The 21,580-nt window shown below is 64.1% G+C and carries 22 protein-coding genes; 13 read left to right on the forward strand and 9 right to left on the reverse strand.

Going from position 1 to position 21,580, the window contains the following annotated elements:
* Positions 1-115 precede the first annotated feature (115 nt).
* On the forward strand, positions 116-970 hold the full coding sequence (locus tag ACYVJ8_RS16640; RefSeq protein WP_460714490.1) for a hypothetical protein: 855 nt from the start codon (positions 116-118) through the stop codon (positions 968-970).
* Between the two features lie 221 nt (positions 971-1,191).
* Here ACYVJ8_RS16640 and ACYVJ8_RS16645 read toward each other — a convergent pair whose 3' ends face one another.
* The 4 genes from ACYVJ8_RS16645 to ACYVJ8_RS16660 all read right to left on the reverse strand — a co-directional run bounded on the left by ACYVJ8_RS16645 (position 1,192) and on the right by ACYVJ8_RS16660 (position 3,252).
* Positions 1,192-1,869 (reverse strand): hypothetical protein, encoded by a 678-nt coding sequence (locus ACYVJ8_RS16645; RefSeq protein ID WP_460714593.1) that lies wholly within the window; start codon positions 1,867-1,869, stop codon positions 1,192-1,194.
* Positions 1,870-2,009: 140 nt separating this feature from the next.
* Positions 2,010-2,276, reverse strand: a complete 267-nt coding sequence (locus ACYVJ8_RS16650; RefSeq protein ID WP_460714595.1) for a hypothetical protein — start codon at positions 2,274-2,276, stop codon at positions 2,010-2,012.
* 260 nt (positions 2,277-2,536) lie between these two features.
* Positions 2,537-2,767, reverse strand: coding sequence for an XAC0095 family protein (locus ACYVJ8_RS16655; protein WP_460714492.1), 231 nt, complete (start codon positions 2,765-2,767; stop codon positions 2,537-2,539).
* Positions 2,768-2,871: 104 nt separating this feature from the next.
* Positions 2,872-3,252: a VOC family protein gene (locus ACYVJ8_RS16660; protein WP_460714494.1), complete on the reverse strand. Its 381-nt coding sequence runs from the start codon at positions 3,250-3,252 to the stop codon at positions 2,872-2,874.
* Positions 3,253-3,749: 497 nt separating this feature from the next.
* On the opposite strand from ACYVJ8_RS16660, the gene ACYVJ8_RS16665 reads away from it, so the two are divergent.
* Positions 3,750-4,655 carry a DUF4760 domain-containing protein gene (locus ACYVJ8_RS16665; protein WP_460714496.1) on the forward strand — a complete coding sequence of 302 codons (906 nt, stop codon included), beginning with the start codon at positions 3,750-3,752 and terminating at the stop codon, positions 4,653-4,655.
* 377 nt (positions 4,656-5,032) lie between these two features.
* Here ACYVJ8_RS16665 and ACYVJ8_RS16670 read toward each other — a convergent pair whose 3' ends face one another.
* From ACYVJ8_RS16670 to ACYVJ8_RS16690, 5 genes are all read right to left on the reverse strand, one after another.
* Entirely contained in the window at positions 5,033-5,503 is a 471-nt protein-coding gene (locus ACYVJ8_RS16670; protein WP_460714498.1) for a hypothetical protein, read from the reverse strand.
* Between the two features lie 119 nt (positions 5,504-5,622).
* Positions 5,623-6,459: a hypothetical protein gene (locus ACYVJ8_RS16675; protein ID WP_460714500.1), complete on the reverse strand. Its 837-nt coding sequence runs from the start codon at positions 6,457-6,459 to the stop codon at positions 5,623-5,625.
* Positions 6,460-6,469: 10 nt separating this feature from the next.
* A complete protein-coding gene (locus ACYVJ8_RS16680) occupies positions 6,470-7,255 on the reverse strand; it encodes a TSCPD domain-containing protein (protein ID WP_460714502.1) in 786 nt (261 codons plus the stop codon).
* A gap of 137 nt (positions 7,256-7,392) precedes the next feature.
* The gene (locus ACYVJ8_RS16685) at positions 7,393-7,905 is read right to left on the reverse strand and encodes a hypothetical protein (protein WP_460714504.1); all 513 of its coding nucleotides are present in this window, start codon (positions 7,903-7,905) and stop codon (positions 7,393-7,395) included.
* A gap of 238 nt (positions 7,906-8,143) precedes the next feature.
* Positions 8,144-10,297 (reverse strand): adenosylcobalamin-dependent ribonucleoside-diphosphate reductase, encoded by a 2,154-nt coding sequence (locus tag ACYVJ8_RS16690; RefSeq protein WP_460714506.1) that lies wholly within the window; start codon positions 10,295-10,297, stop codon positions 8,144-8,146.
* A 679-nt stretch (positions 10,298-10,976) separates the two neighbouring features.
* On the opposite strand from ACYVJ8_RS16690, the gene ACYVJ8_RS16695 reads away from it, so the two are divergent.
* From ACYVJ8_RS16695 to ACYVJ8_RS16745, 11 genes are all read left to right on the forward strand, one after another.
* Positions 10,977-12,422, forward strand: coding sequence for a Do family serine endopeptidase (locus tag ACYVJ8_RS16695; RefSeq protein ID WP_460714508.1), 1,446 nt, complete (start codon positions 10,977-10,979; stop codon positions 12,420-12,422).
* 48 nt (positions 12,423-12,470) lie between these two features.
* Positions 12,471-12,836, forward strand: coding sequence for a hypothetical protein (locus ACYVJ8_RS16700; RefSeq protein WP_460714510.1), 366 nt, complete (start codon positions 12,471-12,473; stop codon positions 12,834-12,836).
* Between the two features lie 130 nt (positions 12,837-12,966).
* Complete coding sequence (locus ACYVJ8_RS16705; RefSeq protein WP_460714512.1) at positions 12,967-13,563, forward strand: phage holin family protein; 597 nt, start codon at positions 12,967-12,969, stop codon at positions 13,561-13,563.
* A 38-nt stretch (positions 13,564-13,601) separates the two neighbouring features.
* A complete protein-coding gene (locus tag ACYVJ8_RS16710) occupies positions 13,602-13,928 on the forward strand; it encodes a hypothetical protein (RefSeq protein WP_460714514.1) in 327 nt (108 codons plus the stop codon).
* 16 nt (positions 13,929-13,944) lie between these two features.
* Entirely contained in the window at positions 13,945-14,352 is a 408-nt protein-coding gene (locus ACYVJ8_RS16715; RefSeq protein ID WP_460714516.1) for a hypothetical protein, read from the forward strand.
* Between the two features lie 3 nt (positions 14,353-14,355).
* Entirely contained in the window at positions 14,356-15,495 is a 1,140-nt protein-coding gene (locus ACYVJ8_RS16720; protein WP_460714518.1) for an AI-2E family transporter, read from the forward strand.
* Between the two features lie 81 nt (positions 15,496-15,576).
* Positions 15,577-16,302, forward strand: coding sequence for an HAD family hydrolase (locus tag ACYVJ8_RS16725; RefSeq protein WP_460714520.1), 726 nt, complete (start codon positions 15,577-15,579; stop codon positions 16,300-16,302).
* The gene (locus ACYVJ8_RS16730) at positions 16,299-17,675 is read left to right on the forward strand and encodes a leucyl aminopeptidase family protein (protein WP_460714522.1); all 1,377 of its coding nucleotides are present in this window, start codon (positions 16,299-16,301) and stop codon (positions 17,673-17,675) included. The genes ACYVJ8_RS16725 and ACYVJ8_RS16730 overlap by 4 nt, the downstream gene beginning before the upstream one ends.
* A 673-nt stretch (positions 17,676-18,348) precedes the next feature.
* A complete protein-coding gene (locus ACYVJ8_RS16735; RefSeq protein WP_460714524.1) occupies positions 18,349-19,590 on the forward strand; it encodes an efflux RND transporter periplasmic adaptor subunit in 1,242 nt (413 codons plus the stop codon).
* 93 nt (positions 19,591-19,683) lie between these two features.
* On the forward strand, positions 19,684-20,385 hold the full coding sequence (locus tag ACYVJ8_RS16740) for an ABC transporter ATP-binding protein (RefSeq protein ID WP_460714597.1): 702 nt from the start codon (positions 19,684-19,686) through the stop codon (positions 20,383-20,385).
* 28 nt (positions 20,386-20,413) lie between these two features.
* Positions 20,414-21,571 carry an ABC transporter permease gene (locus tag ACYVJ8_RS16745; RefSeq protein ID WP_460714526.1) on the forward strand — a complete coding sequence of 386 codons (1,158 nt, stop codon included), beginning with the start codon at positions 20,414-20,416 and terminating at the stop codon, positions 21,569-21,571.
* The last annotated feature ends 9 nt before the right edge of the window (positions 21,572-21,580 follow it).

The raw sequence follows: 21,580 nt of genomic DNA on the forward strand, positions 1-21,580 counted from the left end.
TGGATTGCATCAGCGTTAGCGATGTCTGCTTTGGGTCGGAAGCGGACATTGCCCGGCGCTGATCGGCGGCGGGCAGATGATCGCCCTGGGTCGATCTGGCCGATCAATCTCATCAGTGGACGACGCGCTGACCGTGACCCTGGGCTACTACCATCCCAAGGCGGTTCCTGACATCACCGTCACCCGCACGTTTACCTGCAAAGGTGGTGTGATCACTGAGGTCGTGAACAGTGATGTCACGAACAAGTTCGAGGCCGACCGCTCGGATTGGGAGGAGTTCCCCCTCAAGGCGCTGGAAGGGCAAATGGCCGACGCCGACATCACCTTTGGATACCGTGACGACGGACGGCTGAAGTCGATTAATTCCACCTCGACCGGCCAAGGTGGGGAGATCCTGAAATCAGTCATCACCATGGTCACCTCCTTGAAGGCCTCGGTCTTCAGAGACGGGAGGGAAGTGCCCGATGTGAAGAAGACGGCAGACGCCTGCGCTGAGATCCAGAACCTCAACGAAGGCAAGGCAGTGACGATTGGCTATTCGGACAAGCTCACGCTGGATGGCAAGCCGCAAACACTCTCGGTTAATCGGGAGAGTGAAGTAGCAGCAGCCACGCTTTCTGACTACATCGGAGAGGTAGAGGTCAGGTCCCAGTCGTGCCTCGGCGAGCTGGTAGGCATTCACTATATTGATGTTCCCCAGTTCGGAACTGAGTACCCATTACCCATTCCGGTTGCCAGGGTGTTTGGAAAGCAAACGTTCGCTCTGGAACTTGCCGAGTCGGGAATGATTACCAAGCTGCAATACGCCACCGAGAAAGGAACCAATCAAGCCATGGGTGTCGCCAATGCCGCAATCCCGAAGGAGAGCAGCGCCGCCGAGCGTGCCAAGTCTGCCAATGACCAAGCGGACGAAATTGCCGCCAACATTCGATTGGCGAAGTGCCTGGCGGACCCTCCTAAGTGCGAGTAGGCAGCGGACAACCACGACCCGGGCCGATCATCTGGCGCTGCTGATCAGTGGCACTCAGGCAATGTCCGCTTCCGGCCACTTGTTGCCACTCGATCAAATGCTGAGCAGTTTTCATAGGGCGCATTAGCCGCAGGCGTAATGCGCCGGATGCGATCGCCTCATCGCAGCCATGCGACGCACTACATTGCACCCGACGGCCCTGCAACACGCCGATGTGCCCTTCACTGGCGGCCGGGCCGCGCGCGTCTTCCATCGTTGCGTTGCGCAGTCGCGCGACTGTGCGCGAACTCCGGGAAAGTCTCCGTTAACGGCGCCGCTTCCGGCAGGATGTAGAACACCCCGCCCCGCTCGAACGTCGGCTGGATGATCTGCTCGTAAAACTCGGGCGCGACGTTGATGCAGCCATGAGTGATGCGGTTGTCCTTCGGCGAAGGCGATGCAAGGCGTTCGGCACGTCTCTCGGCCGGGATGCCAGTAGCGGTGGGGTGTATGGAGACAGCGGAGTCGTAGTCCACCCACAGCACACGCCCAGCGTCGATTGACGGGCCGAAACCGCCCACAAAGCGACCCGCAGGTGTCGTGCGATCCCGGCCCGGAATCTCGCGAAGCGCGAGACCGGCGATGCCGGGGGCCGCGTGATCGCCAATCGCCGATCCAAACAGTCCCGGTGCTGCGCCGCGAAGCCGGCCGTCGCCGCCGAACACCAGGATCTGTGCAGCGGCCTTGTCCATGATCGCGAACGGATAGCCTTGGCTGTCCCTGGTTGCGACAACCCAGCCCGCGAGCTCAATCACCGTATCGGAAACCTTTTGGCGTGGCGGAAGCTGGTCGACGGCGGCTGCCTGCGCGGCGGCATCCCCGGCGCTCGCCACGCCGAAGCTCGCAAACGCCAGCACCAACGTCATCGCCCTGATCGCAGGGTGTATGTACGTACGTATGGGACGGTTCCTCAGATCGAAGACTGGGGTGAAGAGACCGGTGGCCAGCAAAGGTCCACCGGTCCGGTTCAGGCCGTTTGTCGCGAATCGCGCAAGAGCCACTAACCGCGCGGCTTGCGGCGCGGCGCAGCTTCGAGCTGCTGGACGCGGCCTTCAATCTGATCCAGCCGTTGGTTGGCCTGCTGCGCAGACTGATTGGCGGATTCGGCACTTTGGGCCGCGCCCTGCACCTTTGCGTCGAGTTGATCGAGGCGTGAGTTGATCGTTGCAAACTCGTCTTTATAGGTGGCGCAGGCGCCAAGGCCCAAGGCAACGATCGCCACGCCGAGCGTACGCGTCATCACCCATTGTTGTCTCGTGAGAAACATTTCCAATCCTCCTTCGTCTGGGGTATTGGGACTATAGCGGCCATTTGCCCGAGTCATGAATCCGAATTCAGGTGAAGTTGGAATACGTAGATGGATTGTGAAGATGTGGAGTTGCAGCTTGAATCCATCGGTCTCCACGCAAGCATTTGATCAGCCTCCAATGGCCTAGGCCGGTCGATACAGTCTCTCCACAACAATCACTTGCACCGCGCGCGGTGTCCGCTTCGGGTCGAAAGCAGCCCGTTGCGTTGCAACCGGCCTTATCCGCCCGGCCACCAGGCGACGCGGACGATGTCGTCCAGGTCATCGGCCAGCCGCTGGAAGCAATTCGTCAGCGCGAGGGGCGAGATCGGTAGATCCTGGTCGTCGGCGAAGTTGCGCGGTTCGGTCAGGCGGGCGAGCAGACGCAGGTGGTCGCGGGCTCGCTGCAGGGCGCGGTATTCCTCTTCGGGCAATTGGTACGCCATTGCGGCGGCTGGCTTGCGGCGCATCAGGAATCCTTTCGGCGGGCGCGATCGCGCCAGAGGACACCGCGGAGTTTGGATGCTCGCCATGTGGGCGGGCCACGGCCTATAGGCACGTCCTGATCGTCGATCTAATCCCAGCGCGTGGCGTTCTTTGGAAATCCAGGCCGCTGAACTCGAACGACGCAGAAGCGCTGCCCAGTCGGAGCCTGCATCACGACCCAGCGTTCCAGGCGGTCAACCACCTGGGCACCCAACGCTTCCAGACGTGCGACCTCCGCAGGTATATCGTCGGTTTCGATGTCGATGTGGACACGACTCTCATGCTCGACGCGCTGGATCTGGACGATGGGCTCATCGGGAGGCGTTTCCAGCATGCGGTAATTGCCGCGAGTGCCGGGATGATCGAGATCTACCTCGCGGCCCAGCGCATCGGCCCAGAACTTGGCCGCCTGATCGACATCGGACACCTGGCAATCAATCAAAAGTGCGCAAAGACGGGAGTGGTGCATTGCAGGCTCCTTGCAAATCTGAGGAAAGTCGACCCTGACCCCTGTTTGCCCCACCCTGACCTCGGAGACAAGGGAGACGGCTTTTTGGTCTCGCTGAACGACCGTCAATTTGTGACAACCGCAAAAAGCCCCGCCCTTGGCCCGGGGCAATTACGCTTGCCTTGAAAGAGCCCGAAATAATCCAAGCAAATTCAGCAAGTTACAAAATCTTGTTCAGCAAACTAGCCTGAACAGATGTGACCAAAGTTCACCGCTCTTACGGAAAAAACTTGCTATAAAGGACGCGTGGATTGGACTGGCCGAACTTCAAGGCTCTTTTTCGTGTCAATCCATGAGGCAACGCAGCGTTCTTTTTTGCTGAGTCTGCTGAGGGCATTACGGCGTAGAATTTCGCCGCAAATTAGGGGTGACCATTTATGAAGACTGGTGCAGAAGAATAAGCTGGCAAGCAAAAAAGGGCCCCCGAAAAGGGGCCCTTTGCTTTGGGGGGAAGCCAAATGGAACGGATTTTTACGGACCTGAAAGAGGGTCCATTGTGGGCTTGGTTTGCGGCACTCGCCTCCTTTGGGCTTGTGCTTTCACTCGTGCTCTACAGTGGCTACACGCCGCTCTGGCAATCAATCGTAGCCTTTGCTGCGTTTGCCGCGTTGTGCCTATTCCTGGGGCCCACAATCATTCAGAGTGGCAAAAAGGGCCACAAGCATGTGCCGACGGTATGTGCGTGGGTAGTGGTCTTGTTACTGGCATTCGTAGTTGCCTTTTACTACTGGTACTTCCGCTGGGTTGCGCCGGGAACTGATCAGCCACACGATCGCATTCTCAATGTTGTTCCCGTTCTAACAGCGGTCGTTGCTGCAGGGCTTGGCTGGTTTGTCCATTACCAGTACTCCAGCAAGGCACACCGAACGAACAACGCCTTTTCCATGGTGATGGAAATGCGGAAGAGTTCCGAATTCCTGAAACGCCAAGAGATCGTCGTCAAGCATTTCCCTGTCACCCTAGATGACATCCCTGCGGCCTACGAGCCATATTTCAGCGGCGGCTCGCTCCGTAAATTGCGCACGGAAATTGGTGGCGGAGAACCCACTGCAGAGCAAAAGGAAGCGCTTGAGCATGCAGAGGCTATTTCTGCTCTGAAGTACCTGCTCAATTACTATGAATTCATGTCCGCAGGCGTTAAGGCCAATGATCTTGACAAAGATCTTTTGCTTGACACGGTGAGCGAAATCGTAATTGGCACATACAAGCGATCACAAAAGCTTGTCAAATTCGTCAACGATCCAAAGCCGACGGGCCAGGGCCAACCCTTGGCTTATCAGTGCCTAAAAGAAATAGTCGCTGACTGGGATGACATCATCACTCAACGCGAAGCGGACTGTAAGAAAGGAAACGGCAAGCGGTAAACTGATTGCCGTGAGCCGCAAAGCAAAAGCCCTGCGAAATGCAGGGCTTTTTTGCTAGGAGTAGGGGCCACGATGTCACGTCGCTTGAACGCGGCTCATCTATGCGCCCAGCCTCATTCTGCAAGTACAGGTCGACCGAAAGAAACAAGGGTCAAGAAACAAGGGTCAGAGTCGACTTTTTTCCCCGGCGCAATCTAGGCAAACGGTGAAAGACGACTCTGACCCCTGTTTTCACAGTGCATCGGCCCAGAACCTGGCCGCCTGATCGACATCGGACACCTGGCAATCAATCAAAAGTGCGCAAAGACGGGAGTGGTGCATCGCAGGGTCCTTGCAAGGCTTGGTTACTGCCCCCCCTGTTTCATTCCCCTTTGAGCTCAGAAATGGTTCTCAGGCCAAAATCTCTCAGGGAGATATCTGCGGATCATGTCCGCCTGTGATTGATATCCCCGCACCTCAAGCTCTCGAACGAAGTGCGGCCAGGGCGGGATGCTACTCATGTAGGGGTTAGAGTCCGCGCCCGTGTACATGCCGCCCCCCACGCCGGTGTACAGGCCACCACCTACTCCAGTGTAAAGACCGCCGCCGACACCCGTGTAAAGACCTCCCCCAACACCGGTGTACATACCGCCACCAACGCCGGTGTAGAGACCGCCTCCAACACCGGTGTACATGCCACCACCGACACCCGTGTAGAGCCCGCCTCCTACGCCGGTGTATGCACCGCCACCGACGCCCGTATACATGCCGCCACCAACTCCGGTATAGGCCCCGCCGCCAACACCGGTGTACTGGTTTCGTGGCCATTTGTTTTTTGTCACTTCGCACCTCCTGATTGGCGTGAACATGCCCAGGGCAAGACCGCAGGGCGCATCGCGGAGTCGATCACGCGGAGTTACACGAAAAAAATGGGGTCAGGTTCATTTATCAACGAAGTGAAGCTTGAGCCCTTTGAGGATCGCCCTGCTTATGGCACCGTCTGCGCGTCGATAGCAATCATCCAGCGGATGAAGCCCGCACCCGAGGTAAGGAATTGAACCGTTAGGCCGGCCGGCGCATGAACTTCATCATCGGCGTCTTGGCCGTGGCGATACTGATGACTTGCATTAACCCACTCTGCGAGGGCCTTCAACATCAAGGCCGCCGCGTTTGTCGCTACTTCGTCACCTTGATAAGCCGCCTCAATCTTTGGACGCAAGAAACGCTGCACTTCGACTGGACCGAGACGCGCCATCCCGTTAGCAGCAACGACTTTCGCACAAGATTCAACAGCTGCGGCAATAGCGCGGACAGCCCCATTTGTATCTTGCGTTTCACCATCCATTGCCGCGAACGCGCGCTCAAATTCAGCGCGACATGCACCCCATTTGTCCGCCTGCAGTCCAGCCAAGGTTGCCTTCCTGCTGGTTGCATACTGCTCATCGACTGCAAATCTGACTTGGCAGCGATCATCGACGACGTAAGTCGTATGTTCTTCCGCAAACACACGGGCTACAAAGGATTGCCATTCTCGTGGGCGAGGCCACCCACTGTACCCGTCCCTAGTTTTTTCAAAAAGAATATTGAAAACATGGGTTACGGAATCTAAGACATCCCTCAATTCCGCATTCTTGTAGAACTTTCGCCAATCACGCCCCGACCCCATCCAAGGAACGCTCACTCCGCACTCGATTTCGATTCTCTGTGCAATCTCGTGATGAGATTGGAAGCCCGCAACAAAAGTCCCCAGACGAAACCTGAGCCGTTCGCTGTCCTTGTTGGCGGAATCAGGGACGCAATAGACGCGAGAAAATGGGCCAGACATTAAATGTCGATCACCCGCACTTGCTGTAACCGCAGTTGAGACAAGTAGCACACCCATCCATGATCACCACCGCCTTGGTGGAGCACTTGTGGCACATGGTGGCCGACGGCGGGAAGGACGCGCCGTCGCCGGTGACTTCGATGACTTCTTCGGTGCGGCTCATGGCGCCGCCCATTTCCCCGGCGACGCTTATTTCAGCGTTTTTTTTTGCGCGGTCTTCGTACACCTTGCGCTTCTCGGCGATGAGGGCGCGGGTGGCGTCGCTCATTTCGGGGTCGTGCATCAGGCCGATGGACTTGAGGTGCTCTTCGACCACGGCGCCGATTTCGGCGACCAGGGACGGCATGTACACGCCGCCGGCCTTGAAGTAGCCGCCGCGCGGGTCGAACACGGCGCGCATCTCGTCGACCAGGAAGGTGACGTCGCCGCCCTTGCGGAACACGGCGGACATGATGCGGGTCAGGGCGACGATCCACTGGAAGTGGTCCATCGACTTGGAATTGATGAAGACCTCGAACGGGCGGCGCAGTTCGTGCTCGGTGCCCGGGTTGAGGACGATGTCGTTGATCGTCACGTACATGGCGTGTTCGACCAGCGGCGTCTTGATCTTGTAGGTGGAGCCGATCAGCACTTCGGGGCGCTCGACGCGCTCGTGCATCTGGATGACGTCGGCCACCGGCAGCTCGGCCTGGGCGGCGGCGCGGGTGACGGATTCGGCCTTGATGGCTTCCTTGGCCTTGTCGTCGGCGGTGACGACAGCGTAGCCCTTGATCTTCTTGTTGATTTTGACGGTCATCGCCTGGGTCTCTTGGTGTTGCTTCAGTGCTAAATGTCGGTGCTAGGTGAAGCAGTGCGGTCACCGCGCCCGCGGGGGGCGCGGTGACCAATCGGGGCTTTCTATTCTGGTTACTGCTTTTACTGCTTCTGTACTGCTTACTTGCGAGCGGCCTTCTTCGCTGCCTTCTTCGCCGGGCGGCGGGTGGCCGTCTTTTTTACTGCTTTCTTTGCTGCTTTCTTTACTGCTTTCGCCGCCTTGCGGACGGTTTTCTTCGCGGCCTTGCGGGCCGGTGCCTTGCGCGTGGCGGCTTTCTTGGTCGCCTTGCGTGCGGTCTTCTTGGCGGCCTTCTTCGCTGCCTTCTTGGTCGCCTTCTTCGCAGCCTTCTCGGCGGTCTTCTTGGCCGCCTTGCGGGTCGCCTTCTTGCCGGTGACCTTGGCGCGCAGGGCGGTGGCTTCCTTCTTGGCGGCGGCGGAGACCGAAGCGAGCTTCTTCTTCGCCTTGCTCACGGCCTTGGTCGCGGCCTTGCGGGCCTTGGTCGCGCGCTTCTTGACGGCTTTCACTGCGCCTTCGGCCGTGCTGGCCACGGCGCTGGCGGCGTTGCTGGCGGCTTCCTTCGCCGTTTCGGCGGCCTGCGACAAGGTCGCGGTCACTCCATTCCCGTTGCTCATGTGCCCTCCTCGCGGGCGCTATGCCTGGTTGGTTCTTATCGGGACAAACAAACTGGTGAACAAACTGGTCAACCGGGGTGTTGCGATTCGATCCTATACCTGTGCGGCGTCGAAAACATCGTGAATCAGACGCCGCTCAGGCTGAATCGTTTTGAAGCGATAGGGTCGCGCTTCGCGCTCGCCCCTCATCCGCCCTTCGGGCACCTTCTCCCCGCTGCGCAGGGAGAAGGGAGAATCGTTAGAACTTGCCGTAATAGCCTTCCTTGAGCGCGTCGAAGAGGTTGGCGGCGGTGTGCATTTCGCCGTCGTATTCGATCTGCTCGTTGCCCTTGACCTCGACCACGCTGCCGTCTTCCAGCTCGAAGCGGTAGGTGGTGTTTTCCAGGTCGGCTTCCTTCACCAGCACGCCCTGGAAGGCGGCGGGGTTGAAGCGGAACGTGGTGCAGCCCTTCAGGCCCTGCTCGTGGGCGTAGCGGTAGATGTCCTTGAAGTCTTCGTACGGGTAGTCCGTGGGGACGTTCGCGGTCTTGGAGATCGAGGAGTCCACCCACTTCTGCGCGGCGGCCTGGACGTCGACGTGTTCCTTCGGGGTGATGTCGTCGGCGGCGATGAAGTAGTCGGGCAGGCGGGCGTCGGCCTCTTCGCTGAAGGGCATGGCCTTGGTGTTGACCAGCTCGCGGTAGGCCAGCAGTTCGTACGAGTAGACGTCGACCTTTTCCTTGGTCTTCTTGCCCTCGCGGATCACGTTGCGGCTGTAGTGGTGGGCGAACGACGGCTCGATGCCGTTGGACGCGTTGTTGGCCAGCGACAGCGAGATGGTGCCGGTCGGGGCGATCGAGCTGTGGTGGGTGAAGCGGGCGCCGACTTCGGCCAGCTCGTCCACCAGCTCCGGCGCGACGGACGCAATCCGCTGCATGTAGCGGCTGTAGCGCGCGTGCAGGGTGCGGCCTTCGATTTCCTGGCCGATCTTCCAGCCGTCCTTCACCATTTCCGGACGCTTGCGCAGCATTTCGGCGGTGACGCTGAAGCGCTCGTCCATGATCGGGGCCGGGCCCTTCTCCTTGGCGAGCGACAGGCCCATTTCCCAGCCGGCCACGGCCATTTCGCGGGCGATGCGCTCGGTGAATTCGCACGACTCCTTGGAGCCGTACTTCATCTTCAGCATGGTCACGGTGGAACCCAGGCCGAGGAAGCCCATGCCGTGGCGGCGCTTGCGCATGATTTCGTTGCGCTGCTGTTCCAGCGGCAGGCCGTTCACTTCGACGACGTTGTCGAGCATGCGGGTGAACACGCGCACGACTTCCTTGTATTCCTCCCAGTCGAAGCTGGCTTCATCCGTGAAGGGCTTGCGCACGAACTTGGTGAGGTTCACCGAGCCCAGCAGGCAGGCGCCGTACGGCGGCAGCGGCTGCTCGCCGCAGGGGTTGGTCGCGCGGATGGACTCGCACCACCAGTTGTTGTTCATCTCGTTGACGCGGTCGATCAGGATGAAGCCCGGCTCGGCGTAGTCGTACGTCGAGACCATGATCATGTCCCACAGATGACGGGCACGGATGTGGCCGTAGATCTTGCAGGCGACCAGGCCGTCGTCGCGGGTGATGTAGTTGCGGTGGCTCGGCCATTCGCGCCAGACGACCTGCTCGGCGTCGGCCAGGTCGATGCCGTCGCGTTCCTTCTCGTTGACGGGGAAGACTAGCGGCCAGTCGGCGTCGGTCTTGACCGCGTCCATGAAGCCGTCGGTGATCAGCAAGGACAGGTTGAACTGGCGCAGGCGGCCGTCTTCGCGCTTGGCGCGGATGAAGTCCTTCACGTCCGGGTGCGACACGTCGAAGGTGCCCATCTGCGCGCCGCGGCGGCCACCGGCCGAGGACACGGTGAAGCACATCTTGTCGTAGATATCCATGAAGGACATCGGGCCGGAGGTGTACGCACCGGCGCCGGCGACGAAGGCGCCGCGCGGACGCAGCGTCGAGAATTCGTAGCCGATGCCGCAGCCGGCCTTCAGGGTCAGGCCGGCTTCGTGGACCTTTTCGAGGATGCCGTCCATCGAGTCTTCGATGGTGCCCGAGACGGTGCAGTTGATCGTCGAGGTGGCGGGCTTGTGCTCCAGCGCACCGGCGTTGGACGTGATGCGGCCGGCGGGGATCGCACCGCGGCGCAGCGCCCAGACGAAGCGCTCGTACCAGTAGGCCTGCTTCTCGGAGTTCGGCTCGGCATCGGCCAGGGCCTTGGCGACGCGCTGGTAGGTGCCGTCGATGTCGGCGTCCACGGCGGCGCCGGACTTGGTCTTCAACCGGTACTTCTTGTCCCAGATGTCCTGGGACGCCGGCTGCATCGGGATTTCCTGTTCGGCCATGGGGGTCTTGACTGCCTCGAGGCGTACCGTGCTCATGCCTGTCCTGTCTCCTTTCTATCGGGGACCGGTTCGGGCACCGGCCGCCCATGCTGTTCTTATGGTTGTGTGCTGCCTGTCACATCACCCCACTCCACCGACGACGCAGCGCGCGATCGCATGTCCTGAAAGGCTCCTTTGGAGTTCCGGATCGCGTCGCGCTGGTTCTTCGGTTGTGTGTGGGTCCTCGGGTCGGTGCCGTTGAAATACGTCTTGGAAGTGATGCTTCTCAAGCGCCCTTTCGAATACAGCCCCGACCCGGTCTATTCCCGCCGGTACACGCCCATCCCTGCGTCTACTAGCCTGGTCCGACCATCCAAGCCTACCCCTAAGCTTGGGCTCTTCCCGCCAAACCAACCACAAGATGTTGTGGCCGTGCGGGAGCCAAACCTAAACCCGGCCCTACCCCAAGTCAACCTGTTTTTTGTGAATTGCGATGGCCTGTGAAGTGCCTCATCGCGCAAGCCCAGGCGCCATGCGGCTTGGCGTGCAACTTGCGTTCAAACTTCGGTTGGCGGGCACGCAACGGCGAAACTTCATGGACGGTTGGGCGCACTGCGCGGACACTCAACCGGTCCTCGGCTTAGCGCAGCCTTTCGGAAGCCTCAGCTCCGCAAGGCCTTGAAACCGCGCTCGCCGCCGCGATCCTTTCGTCCACTTGTTCACGCCTGCCCGACCCATGCGCCTGTCGAATTCCCACAAGACCCTGATCGCTCTATCCGCCGCCGCGGCCTTCGGCGCTTTCGCCGCGACCGCGATGCGCGATGTCTTCGATACGCCGGCCGAAGCCGCGCCGCTGGCCGCCGCCCCCGCCGTGCCCACGACCGCCGCCCTGCCGGCCGCGGTGGGCACCACGCCCGTGCCCTCGCTGGCGCCGATGCTGGCGCGGGTGACGCCCGCGGTGGTGAGCGTGCACACCAAGCAGCGCGTGCAGGTGGGCGTGGGGCCGTTCGCCAACGATCCGGTGTTCCGCCGCATGTTTCCGCAGCTCACCCAGGAGCGGATCAACGAGTCGCTGGGCTCGGGCGTGATCGTCGATGCGGCGCGCGGGCTGATCCTCACCAACCACCACGTGATCGAAGGCGCCGACGAGGTCTCGGTGACCCTGTCCGACGAGCGCACGTTCAAGGCCGAATTCGTCGGCTCCGATCCCGACACCGACGTGGCGGTGATGCGGATCAAGGCGAGCAACTTGAGCGCGCTGCCGCTGGCGGACTCCTCGCAGCTCAAGGTCGGCGACTTCGTGGTCGCGGTGGGCAATCCGTTCGGCATCGGCCAGACGGTCACCTCCGGCATCGTCTCCGCGGTCGGGCGCAGCGGCCTGCGCGGGCTGGGCTACCAGAACTTCATCCAGACCGACGCCTCGATCAATCCGGGCAACTCCGGCGGCGCGCTGGTCAACCTCAACGGCGAGCTGGTCGGCATCAACACCGCCAGCTTCAATCCGCGCGGCTCGATGGCGGGCAACATTGGCCTGGGCTTCGCGATTCCGATGAGCATCGCGCGCGGGGTGATGGACCAGCTGGTCGCCACCGGCGAGGTGCGCCGCGGCACGCTGGGCGTGGAGACGCAGGACGTCGATCCGCGCCTGGCCGCCGGCCTGAAGCTGGGCGAGGCGCGCGGCGCGGTGGTGACGCGCGTGTTCGCCAATTCGGCGGCCGCCGCGGCCGGGCTGAAGGCGGGCGACGTGATCGTCGGCGCCAACGGCCAGCACATCGACGACCGCAATTCGCTGCGCAACTTCGAAGGTCTGCAGTCCGTCGGCAGCCGCGCCTCGCTCGAGGTGATCCGCGACGGCAAGCCCCTGCAGCTCACCGCCAGCCTGCGCGAACAGCCGCGCGCGCTGGCCGGTGCCGAGATCGATCCGCGCCTGACCGGCGCCACCTTCGCCGAACTGCCCGCCTCGCTGCGCCAGTCCGGCGCCGGCGGCGTGCTGGTCGAGGACGTTGCCCGCGGCAGCCGCGCCGCCCGCAACGGCCTGCAGAAGGGCGACGTGGTGGTGGCCGCGACCAGCGGCGACTTCGACGACCTGCCCGGCTTCCGCGCCAGCTTCACGCGGTCACCTGCAAGGTTGGTGTTCCGCGTGATCCGTGGTGGCGATCGCGGCGAGATCGAGATGCAGTGACCCCGCCCCCTGCTGCGACCGCTTCGCCCAACCTCAAGGAGAACGAGCATGTCCCCGACCCACACTGATGGCATGAAGTCCAACCTCGGCGAAGCCGGCAGCCACATCAAGCAGGCCGCGCTCGATACCGGCGATGCCTTGCGCAACGCCGCCGGTGCCGCCGCCGACGAACTGCGCTTGGGCAAGGCGAACGTCAAGGCCGATCTGGCCGATGGCGCCTACGCCGGGCTGAGCGCCGCCGAGCAGGCCGGCGGTGCCGCGCGCGAACAGATGGACGTGCTGATGGACAAGGGCCGCGATCTGATCGACAGCGCGGCCGAGCTGATCCGCGAGCGTCCGCTGGCGTCGTTCGGCATCGCCTTCGCGGCGGGCTGGATCATCGCCAAGCTCGCCCGCGGCGGCGGCGACAAGTAAGCCTTCGCATGTAGCCCGGGCGAGGCCGGCGACCCGTCGCGAAGGGACGTTGTCGGGAACGTCCTCGCGCAGGCCGCGCTTGCCCGGGCTACTCTTCGCGCATCCCCTCCCGACACCGGCTCGCCTGACGATGGACGAACCGCGCAGCGACGACACCTCTCTCCCGCCCGGCGGCAAGCCTGCGCCGAACGGCGAGCCTCGCGCTGCGCCGCAGGGGCCCGCGCCGGATCTGGCCGAATCGCTGCGCGAGATCCGCGACGCAGGACGCGCCGGGCTGAGCGCGGCGAACGATGCGGCCAAAGCGCTGCGCATCCTCATCAGCGCCGATCTGTCGCTGGCGCGCAGTGCGTTCGGCCGTGCGCTGGCTTACACCGGCGTGGCGGTGGCCTTCGGCGGCTCGGCCTGGATGCTGCTGATGGCCGCGCTGACGGCGGTGCTGCACGATGCGCTGGGCTGGTCGTGGACGCTGTCGCTGGCGATCTGTGCGTTGCTGAGCATCGCGGTTACCGCGTTCGGCGTGTGGCGGGCGATCCACTACTTCGAACACACGCGCATGCAGGCGACGCGGCGACAGCTGGCGCGGCTGGGGATCGGCGAGCTGGCCGACTTCATGCCCGATCCGGGTTCGCACAAGTCGACCGAGCAGGTGGCCGAACGCGTGGCCGATGCGACCGACGAAGACAAGCCGCCGAAGAAGGGGCTGGGCGTGGACGTCACTCCGCCCTGACACGCGACAACCGATACACGAGGCAGCGGGAGGAAAGCGTGGCGACACGGGAAGAACTGGTCGAACACTTGTGGCAGTCGGTGATCAATCCGCTGCGCGAGCCGCAGTGCCTGGAGAACATCATCGAGAACTGCCGGCGCGCGCCGGACAGCGGCTTCGGCGATGTCGGCCCGGCGATCGAACGCGCGCTCGCCTCCGGCGTGACCGCGCGGGATCTGTGCGCGCTGATGCACATGACCGCGTACGAGGCCGTGTTCGGCACGCTGTACGCGCTGGGTGATCCGGGTGTGGATGGCGACGACGTGTTTGGGCTGTACGAAGACATGGCGACCGCGTCGAACGCGGACTTCGGTCCGTCGGCGTAGCCACCGCAGGAATTCCATGGGCTTCAAGCAACTGCAGACGAAGGTGCAACAGGCCGAGGCCGCGCTGGAAGCGCGCGAGCGCCGCGTGTCCGCGCAGTGGCAGCACCTGAAGTCGACGTGGCAACAGGCGTGGACGCCGGGGCGCGTCGTCATTGCGGGGCTGGTCAGCGGCTTCCTGGTCGGCCGCGCGCAGCCGCTGAAGGCGGTGGCGCGCAGTGGACAGTGGATGCAGCTGGTGACGATGCTGTCGGGGCTGTTCGCCGGCGGTAGCGCGCAAGTCGCCGCGGCCCAAGCCGAAGAAGCCGCGGAGACGGCCGAAACCGTCGCCGATGTGGTGGCGCCGGGGGCGGTGCCATCGCCTTCACCGGACGCTGCGTCCACACCTTCTTCAACCTCGTCTTCCGCGCCTACTGCCAGGTCCTGATCCGTGCCGCTTCCCGAATCCGCTTCCGAATCCGATCCCGACGGCCCCGGCGCCGACTCGGATCACACTGCCGACGACACGCAATTCCCCAATGCGCCGCCGGCTGCCCCGCGGCCGCGTGCCTCCGCCGCCGCGGTGGTGATCGCCACCGTGCTCATCGGCACGGTGTTGTGGGCGGCGCAGGACCTGATCCTGCCGGTCCTGCTGTCGATGTTCTTCGCCCTGATCGGCAACCCGATCATCCGCGTGCTGCAGCGCGTGTGGATTCCACGCTACCTCGGCGCGTTGATCGTATTGGTCGGCGGCCTGGTGCTGGCCGGCGCGCTCGGCAACCAGCTGGTCGAGCCGGCCGGCGAATGGGTGCGCCAGGCGCCGCGTGAACTCAAGCAGCTCGCGCCCAAGCTGCGCGAGATGGTGAAGCCGGTGCAGGAGGCGAACCGCGCCGCGGAGAACTTCGCCCGCGCCGCGGGCGGCGAATCCAAACCGGTGCAGGTGGTGCGCACCGAGATCAACGATCCCTACCGTGTGTTCACCACCACGCCGCGCAAGCTGGCGGCGGTGCTGGCGGTGGTGCTGCTGACGTTCTTCTTCATGGTTTATGGCGAGACGCTGCAGCGCAACGCGATCGCGCTGCTGCACAGCCGCCAGCAGAAGAAGCTCACCGTCGACATCCTGCAATCGATCGAGGCCGAGCTGTCGCGCTACGTGCTGACGATCAGCCTGATCAACGGGGTGGTCGGCCTGGTGTACGCGATCGCGTTGAACCTGATCGGCCTGCCGCTGCCGGAAGCCCTGCTATGGGGCACGATGGCCGCGCTGCTCAACTACGCGCCCTACGTCGGCCCGCTGATCGGCATCGCGGTGATGCTGCTGATCGGGTTGACCGAATTCGACGGCCTGAAGGCGCTGCTACCGGCGGGCATCTATCTGCTGCTGCATACGCTGGAAGGACAGCTGGTCACGCCGATCGTGCTCGGCCGGCGGATGCGCTTGTCGCCGCTGGTGCTGATCCTGGCGTTGATGGTGTTCGGCGCGCTGTGGGGGATCATCGGCCTGTTGCTCGCCGTGCCGCTGCTGGTGTGCGTGAAGCTGATCCTGGCGCGCACCGAAGGGATGGAGGGGTGGGCGCGGTTGCTGGAGTAGTCGGCAGCACGAATCTGTACCAGTCAGATAGCTGACTAGGGCAAACCCAGGCCCTACGCCGACACCGTTAGAATGGGCGCCGTGAATCCGTTTCCCGTCCGCGCCATCACCCTCGACCTCGACGATACGCTCTGGCCGTTCGCGCCGATCGGCGCGCGCATCGAGCACACCCTGCACGCGTGGATGGAAGCGCACAGTCCGCAGACCGCGGCGCGCTTCCCGATCCAGGAAATGCGCGCATTGCGCGAGCGTGTGGTCGCCGAGCATCCGCAGCACGCGCACGACCTGAGCCTGCTGCGCCGGCTGACCATCGAGCGCGCGCTGCGCGACAGCGGCGGCGATGTCGAATTGGCCGAGGCGGCGTACGCGATCTTCTTCGCCGAGCGCAACCGCGTCGACTTCTATCCCGATGCGCTCGACGCGCTGCAACGCATCGCCGCGCGCGTGCCGATCGCGGCGGTGAGCAACGGCAATGCCGATCTCGGCGCGATCGGCATCGACCAGCACTTCCGCTTCGCCCTGGGCGCGCGCGAACACGGCGCGGGCAAGCCCGACGCCGGCATCTTCCACGCCGCCTGCGCGCGCCTGGAGGTGCCGCCCGCGCAGGTGCTGCACGTCGGCGACGATATCGAGCTGGATGTGGTCGGCGCCGCGCGCGCGGGCCTGCGCACCTGCTGGGTCAACCGCCTCGACCTGGAGTGGCCGCACACCGATGTGCGGCCCGATCTGCATTTCGATTCGCTCGCCGCGCTGGCCGATTGGCTGGAAGCGCAACCACCGTCCGTACAGGAAGACGTCGCCGCATGAGCTTGCCTGCTGGTCTCACCCTCGACTCCACCGATGCCCTGCCGCTGCATGTCGTCACCCGCGCGGATTTCGCCGAATGGCGCGCGGCGCAGCCCGGGCCGGTGGGTACGTGGCTGGACGCGCAGAACTTCGACGGCAGCGCGTACACCGCACTGCTGGTGCCGGACACCGACGGCCGCATCGCCGCCGGCGTGATCGGCGTGGCCGACCGCCTCGACCCGGCCGCGTACGGCCACGCGCCCTTCGCCCTGCCGGCATGCAGCTGGCGCCTGGTCGATCCGCTCGACTCCGCCGAGACCGCCGCGCTGCGCCTGGGCTGGGGTTTGGGCAGCTATCGCTTCAGCCGCTACAAGCAGCCGCTGCGCGCGCCGGCGACGCTGGCGATCGACGGCGACACCGACGCGCTGCTGGCCGAACTGGCCGCGTGCCTGCGCGTGCGCGATCTGATCAACACGCCGACCGAGCACATGGGCCCGGACCAGCTCGAACAGGTCTGCTGCGAATTGGCGGAGCGTCATGGCGCGCACATCGATGTGGTCAGCGGCGACGATCTGCTGACGAAGAATTTCCCGGCGATCCACGCCGTCGGCCGCGCCTCGCATCGCGCGCCGCGGCTGATCACGCTGCGCTGGGGCAACGTGGCGCACCCGCATATCGCGATCTGCGGCAAGGGCGTGTGCTTCGACACCGGCGGTCTGGACCTCAAGCCGGCCGACGGCATGCGCAACATGAAGAAGGACATGGGCGGCGCGGCGCACGCGATCGCTCTGGCCGAATGGATCATGTCGAACGAGCTGCCGCTGCGGATCAGTCTGTTCGTACCGGCGGTGGAAAATGCGATCGGCCCGAACGCCTTCCGCCCGGGCGAAGTGATCGCCACGCGTGCCGGCCTCAGTGTCGAGATCGACAATACCGACGCGGAAGGCCGCGTCGTGTTGTGCGATGCGCTCGTCTATGCGGCGGAAGATCAGCCGGAACTGCTGCTCGACTTCGCCACGCTCACCGGCGCGGCGCGCATTGCGCTGGGGCCTGATCTTCCGGCGGTGTATTCCAACGACGACGCGGTCGCCGGCGCCTGGCTCGACGCCGGCACGCGCCTGCGCGATCCGCTGTGGCGGATGCCGCTGTGGCGTCCGTACTGGCGCTATCTGACCAGCAACGTCGCCGACATCGCCAACGCCGGTCCGTCGCGAATGGCTGGCAGCGTCACCGCGGCGCTGTACCTGGAGCGCTTCGTCCCGGCGCAGCAGAAGTGGGCGCACCTGGACGTCTACGCCTGGAACGACAGCGACCGCCCGGGCAAGCCGACCGGCGGCGAGGCGCAGGGCCTGCGCGCGGCGTATGCGATGTTGAAGGCTCGCATCAACGGCTGAAGCCAAAGGCCAAAGCCCAAAGCGGCTTGCAGGCATTGCGGGCGGGCAGGCGGCGCCGGTGGGTAGGCGCGACACGCCGTGAATCCATCCATGGAGGCTTGGTCAGCGGCATCCATGCCGCTGACAGTCGCGCCTACCCACCAGCACCGCCTGCCCTCCACACATCTCGGGTGCGGTAGCAAAAGCATTCGGGCGCTCACCGCAGCAATAGCTGCTTCAGCACACACGCTCTTCTTCTCCCCGCATGCGGGGAGAAGATGCCCGAAGGGCAGATGAGGGGAGCGAGCGCAGCGAGTTGCCTTCGCTTTTTCGCCAACGAGCCAGAGATGTCTGGAGGGGCCGGCGGTGCCGGTGGGCCTGCGTGACTGTCAGCGGATGGATGCCGCTGACAAGCCTCCATGGACGGATTCACGGCGTGTCACGCAGACCCACCGGCGCCGCCGGCCCCACTAGTAACAACAGGCGCCCAGCGCTTTACCCCCGTCACCCGCGAGAAACTTACTTCCGGCAGGTTGGCGCCGGGACCCGCCAACGTCCACACTGGCGCCCGCTTTGCCGATCCGGTCGAATCGCACGTCGAATACGGCCGCTCCCGCTCGTCGTAACACATAGCGCGGCAACACAAACGGGCCCCGCCCGCCCCATCAAGGACTTAAGGAAGAAGGCTGTCCGGATGAACAACTCCGATCTGCTCAAGGAACTCCGCATCGACCGCAGCGCCCCGCCGCCGGCGCCTTCGCGCACCGGCCTGTGGATTGGCCTGGGCGTGGCGGGCGCCGTTCTCGTGCTGGCGCTGGTGGCCTGGGCCGTGTTCGGCCGCGACAAGGCCATCGAAGTCCAGACCGCCGACGTCGTCGCGCTCGACAGCGCCGGCGGCAGCGCCTCGGTGCTCGACGCGACCGGCTACGTCGTCGCACGGCGCATGGCGACGGTGTCCGCCAAGATCACCGGCAAGGTGCGCGAAGTGCTGATCGAAGAAGGCCAGCGCGTCGAAGCCGGACAGATCATGGCTACGCTCGATCCGATCGACGCCGACGCCCAGCGCGACCTCGCCGCCTCCCAGCTCTCCGCCGCACGCAGCGAGATCACGGCGGTGCAGGCACAGCTCAAGGAAGCCGAAGCCAACGCCAACCGCCTCAGCAGCCTGACCCAACAACAGCTGGTGTCGAAGTCGCAGTACGACCAGGCCATCGCCCAGCGCGACGCACTGCGCGCGCGCCTGCAGACCGCGCAACGCAACGCCCAGGTCGCCAACGGCGGCCTGCGCATCGCCTCGCAGGGCGTGGACAACACGATCGTGCGCGCGCCCTTCGCCGGCGTGGTGATCGCCAAGGCCGCGCAGCCGGGCGAGATCGTCTCCCCGCTGTCGGCCGGCGGCGGCTTCACCCGTACCGGCATCGGCACCATCGTCGACATGGATTCGCTGGAAGTCGAAGTCGACGTCTCCGAGGCCTACATCGGCCGCGTGCTGCCCAAGATGCCGGTCGAAGCCGTGCTCAACGCCTATCCGGACTGGCGCATCCCCGCCGAGGTGATCGCGATCATTCCGACCGCCGATCGCGCCAAGGCCACGGTGAAGGTGCGCATCGCACTGAAGTCGAAGGACACCCGCATCGTCCCCGACATGGGCGTACGCGTGTCGTTCCTGGAGCCGGAAGACAAGAAAGCGAGCGCCGTGGCCCAGGCCGCGCCACGCATGCAGGTGCCGGCCGCCGCGCTGCGCAAGGACGGCGATCAGGACATCGTCTTCGTCATGCGCGACGACAAGGCCGAACGCCGCGCCGTGAAGCTGGGCGGCACCATCGGCGACAGCCGCCAGGTACTGGCCGGGGTGAGCGCGGGCGAACGCGTAATCACCGAAGCACCGGCGACATTGAAGGACGGCGACAAGGTACGGCTCGCCGAAGACAAGTAACCCGACATCCAACCCGTATGCCGCGTCAGGAAAGACGCCGGCCTGCGAACAACGCATAACCCGTCGAAAGGATCGAGGCAGGCAATGAACGACATGAGCAAGCACGACGACACGATGATCCGGATCCGCAACGTCACCAAGTCGTACGAACGCGGCAAGCAGAAGGTCGAGGTACTGCACGGCCTGAACATCGACGTGCCGCGCGGCGATTTCGTCGCCCTGATGGGCCCGTCGGGCTCTGGCAAGACCACCCTGCTCAACCTGATCGGCGGCCTGGATACGCCTAGCGCCGGCGAGATCAGCGTCGACGGCCAGCGCATCGACCAGCTCCGCGGCGGCCAGCTTGCGCGCTGGCGCAGCCACAACGTCGGCTTCGTGTTCCAGTTCTACAACCTGATGCCGGTGCTCACCGCCGAAGGCAACGTGGAACTGCCGCTGCTGCTGACCAAGCTGTCCTCGGCGCAGCGCAAGAAGTCGGTGGAGATCGCGCTGAAGGTGGTCGGCCTGGCCGATCGTGCCAAGCACAAGCCGCGCGAACTGTCCGGCGGTCAGGAGCAGCGCGTCGCGATCGCCCGCGCGATCGTCTCCGATCCCAACCTGCTGGTCTGCGACGAACCCACCGGCGATCTCGACCGCGCCACCGCCGACGAGATCCTCAAGCTGCTGCAGGCGCTCAACCGCGAACACGGCAAGACGATCGTGATGGTCACCCACGACCCGCTCGCGGCCGAATACGCCAATCGCACCCTGCACCTCGACAAGGGCCGCCTCGCCGAACAGGCTGTGGGCGCGTGATGCGCATGCCTAACCGGAGGAATGCATCATGACCAAGACCGGATTCGTCATCGCCAACCTGTTCCGCAAGAAGACCCGCACGACGCTGACTTTGCTGTCGGTGATCATGGCCTTCCTGCTGTTCGGCCTGTTGCAGTCGGTGAACCACATCTTCGACGCGGGCGCGGACTTTATCGGCGCTACCCGCCTGGTGACGCAGGCGCGCGTTTCCTTCACCCAGCCGATCCCGCTGAGCATGCTGCCCAAGCTGGAATCGGTGCCGGGCGTGGAACGCGTCGCCCACATGCAATGGTTCGGCGGCGTATGGCAGGAGAACACGCCGCTGTTCGTCTTCGCGGTCGACCCGATGCGCCAGCACGAGGTCTACCCGGAGTGGGTGATGCCCGACGCGCAGTGGAAGGCGTTCGCCACCACCCGCACCGCGATGATCGCGGGCCGCAACGTCGCCAACCAGTACGGCTGGAAGGTCGGGCAGAAGATCCCGATCCGCTCCAACATCTATCCGCAGAAGAACGGCAGCAAGGCCTGGGCCTTCGACCTGGTCGGCATCTACGACGGCAGCGATGAGAACTGGCAGAAGCAGACCAACACGGTCTTCATCAGCCACGACTACTTCGACGAGGCCAACCAGTTCAGCAGCGGCCGCACCAACTTCTTCATGCTGAAGCTGGGCAAGGGCGCTGACGGCGCGAAGATCAGCGCGACCGTCGACAAGATGTTCGAGAACTCGCCGGACGAAACCAAGACGCAGACCGAGAAGGATTTCAACGTTGGTTTCATCAAGCAGATCGGCGACATCGGCATGATCGTGCGCTGGATCCTGTTCGCCGTGTTCTTCACCCTGCTGCTGGTGGTGGGCAACACCATGGCGCAGAGCGTGCGCGAGCGCATCCCGGAGCTGGCCGTGCTCAAGACGCTGGGCTTTTCCGACGGCACCGTGCTGGGCTTCGTCCTGGCCGAGGCGACGGCGCTGGTGTTCTTCGGCGGCGTGATCGGCATGTCCATCGCCACGCTGTTCGGCGCCCTGATCGAGAAGGGCACGGGCGGTCAGTTCGCGTTGAGCGTGAATGGCTGGGTGTGGTCGACGGGTCTGATCGCGATTGCGCTGATGAGCCTGGCGGTCGGTCTGCTGCCGGCATTGCGGGCACGCCGTCTGAAGATCGTCGACGCGCTGGCCGGACGCTAAGGAGAACAA

This window comes from Lysobacter terrae, from assembly GCF_054782215.1.

What these genes read in the sequence shown, in the direction of transcription:
- ACYVJ8_RS16745 (WP_460714526.1), top strand. Translation starts at nt 20,414, where the DNA reads ATGACCAAGACCGGATTCGTCATCGCCAACCTGTTCCGCAAGAAGACC.
- ACYVJ8_RS16740 (WP_460714597.1), top strand. Translation starts at nt 19,684, where the DNA reads ATGAGCAAGCACGACGACACGATGATCCGGATCCGCAACGTCACCAAG.
- ACYVJ8_RS16695 (WP_460714508.1), top strand. Translation starts at nt 10,977, where the DNA reads ATGCGCCTGTCGAATTCCCACAAGACCCTGATCGCTCTATCCGCCGCC.
- ACYVJ8_RS16730 (WP_460714522.1), top strand. Translation starts at nt 16,299, where the DNA reads ATGAGCTTGCCTGCTGGTCTCACCCTCGACTCCACCGATGCCCTGCCG.
- ACYVJ8_RS16655 (WP_460714492.1), bottom strand. Translation starts at nt 2,767, where the DNA reads ATGCGCCGCAAGCCAGCCGCCGCAATGGCGTACCAATTGCCCGAAGAG.
- ACYVJ8_RS16700 (WP_460714510.1), top strand. Translation starts at nt 12,471, where the DNA reads ATGTCCCCGACCCACACTGATGGCATGAAGTCCAACCTCGGCGAAGCC.
- ACYVJ8_RS16670 (WP_460714498.1), bottom strand. Translation starts at nt 5,503, where the DNA reads ATGTTCACGCCAATCAGGAGGTGCGAAGTGACAAAAAACAAATGGCCA.
- ACYVJ8_RS16650 (WP_460714595.1), bottom strand. Translation starts at nt 2,276, where the DNA reads ATGTTTCTCACGAGACAACAATGGGTGATGACGCGTACGCTCGGCGTG.
- ACYVJ8_RS16735 (WP_460714524.1), top strand. Translation starts at nt 18,349, where the DNA reads ATGAACAACTCCGATCTGCTCAAGGAACTCCGCATCGACCGCAGCGCC.
- ACYVJ8_RS16675 (WP_460714500.1), bottom strand. Translation starts at nt 6,459, where the DNA reads ATGTCTGGCCCATTTTCTCGCGTCTATTGCGTCCCTGATTCCGCCAAC.
- ACYVJ8_RS16690 (WP_460714506.1), bottom strand. Translation starts at nt 10,297, where the DNA reads ATGAGCACGGTACGCCTCGAGGCAGTCAAGACCCCCATGGCCGAACAG.
- ACYVJ8_RS16685 (WP_460714504.1), bottom strand. Translation starts at nt 7,905, where the DNA reads ATGAGCAACGGGAATGGAGTGACCGCGACCTTGTCGCAGGCCGCCGAA.
- ACYVJ8_RS16660 (WP_460714494.1), bottom strand. Translation starts at nt 3,252, where the DNA reads ATGCACCACTCCCGTCTTTGCGCACTTTTGATTGATTGCCAGGTGTCC.
- ACYVJ8_RS16715 (WP_460714516.1), top strand. Translation starts at nt 13,945, where the DNA reads ATGGGCTTCAAGCAACTGCAGACGAAGGTGCAACAGGCCGAGGCCGCG.
- ACYVJ8_RS16665 (WP_460714496.1), top strand. Translation starts at nt 3,750, where the DNA reads ATGGAACGGATTTTTACGGACCTGAAAGAGGGTCCATTGTGGGCTTGG.
- ACYVJ8_RS16705 (WP_460714512.1), top strand. Translation starts at nt 12,967, where the DNA reads ATGGACGAACCGCGCAGCGACGACACCTCTCTCCCGCCCGGCGGCAAG.
- ACYVJ8_RS16680 (WP_460714502.1), bottom strand. Translation starts at nt 7,255, where the DNA reads ATGACCGTCAAAATCAACAAGAAGATCAAGGGCTACGCTGTCGTCACC.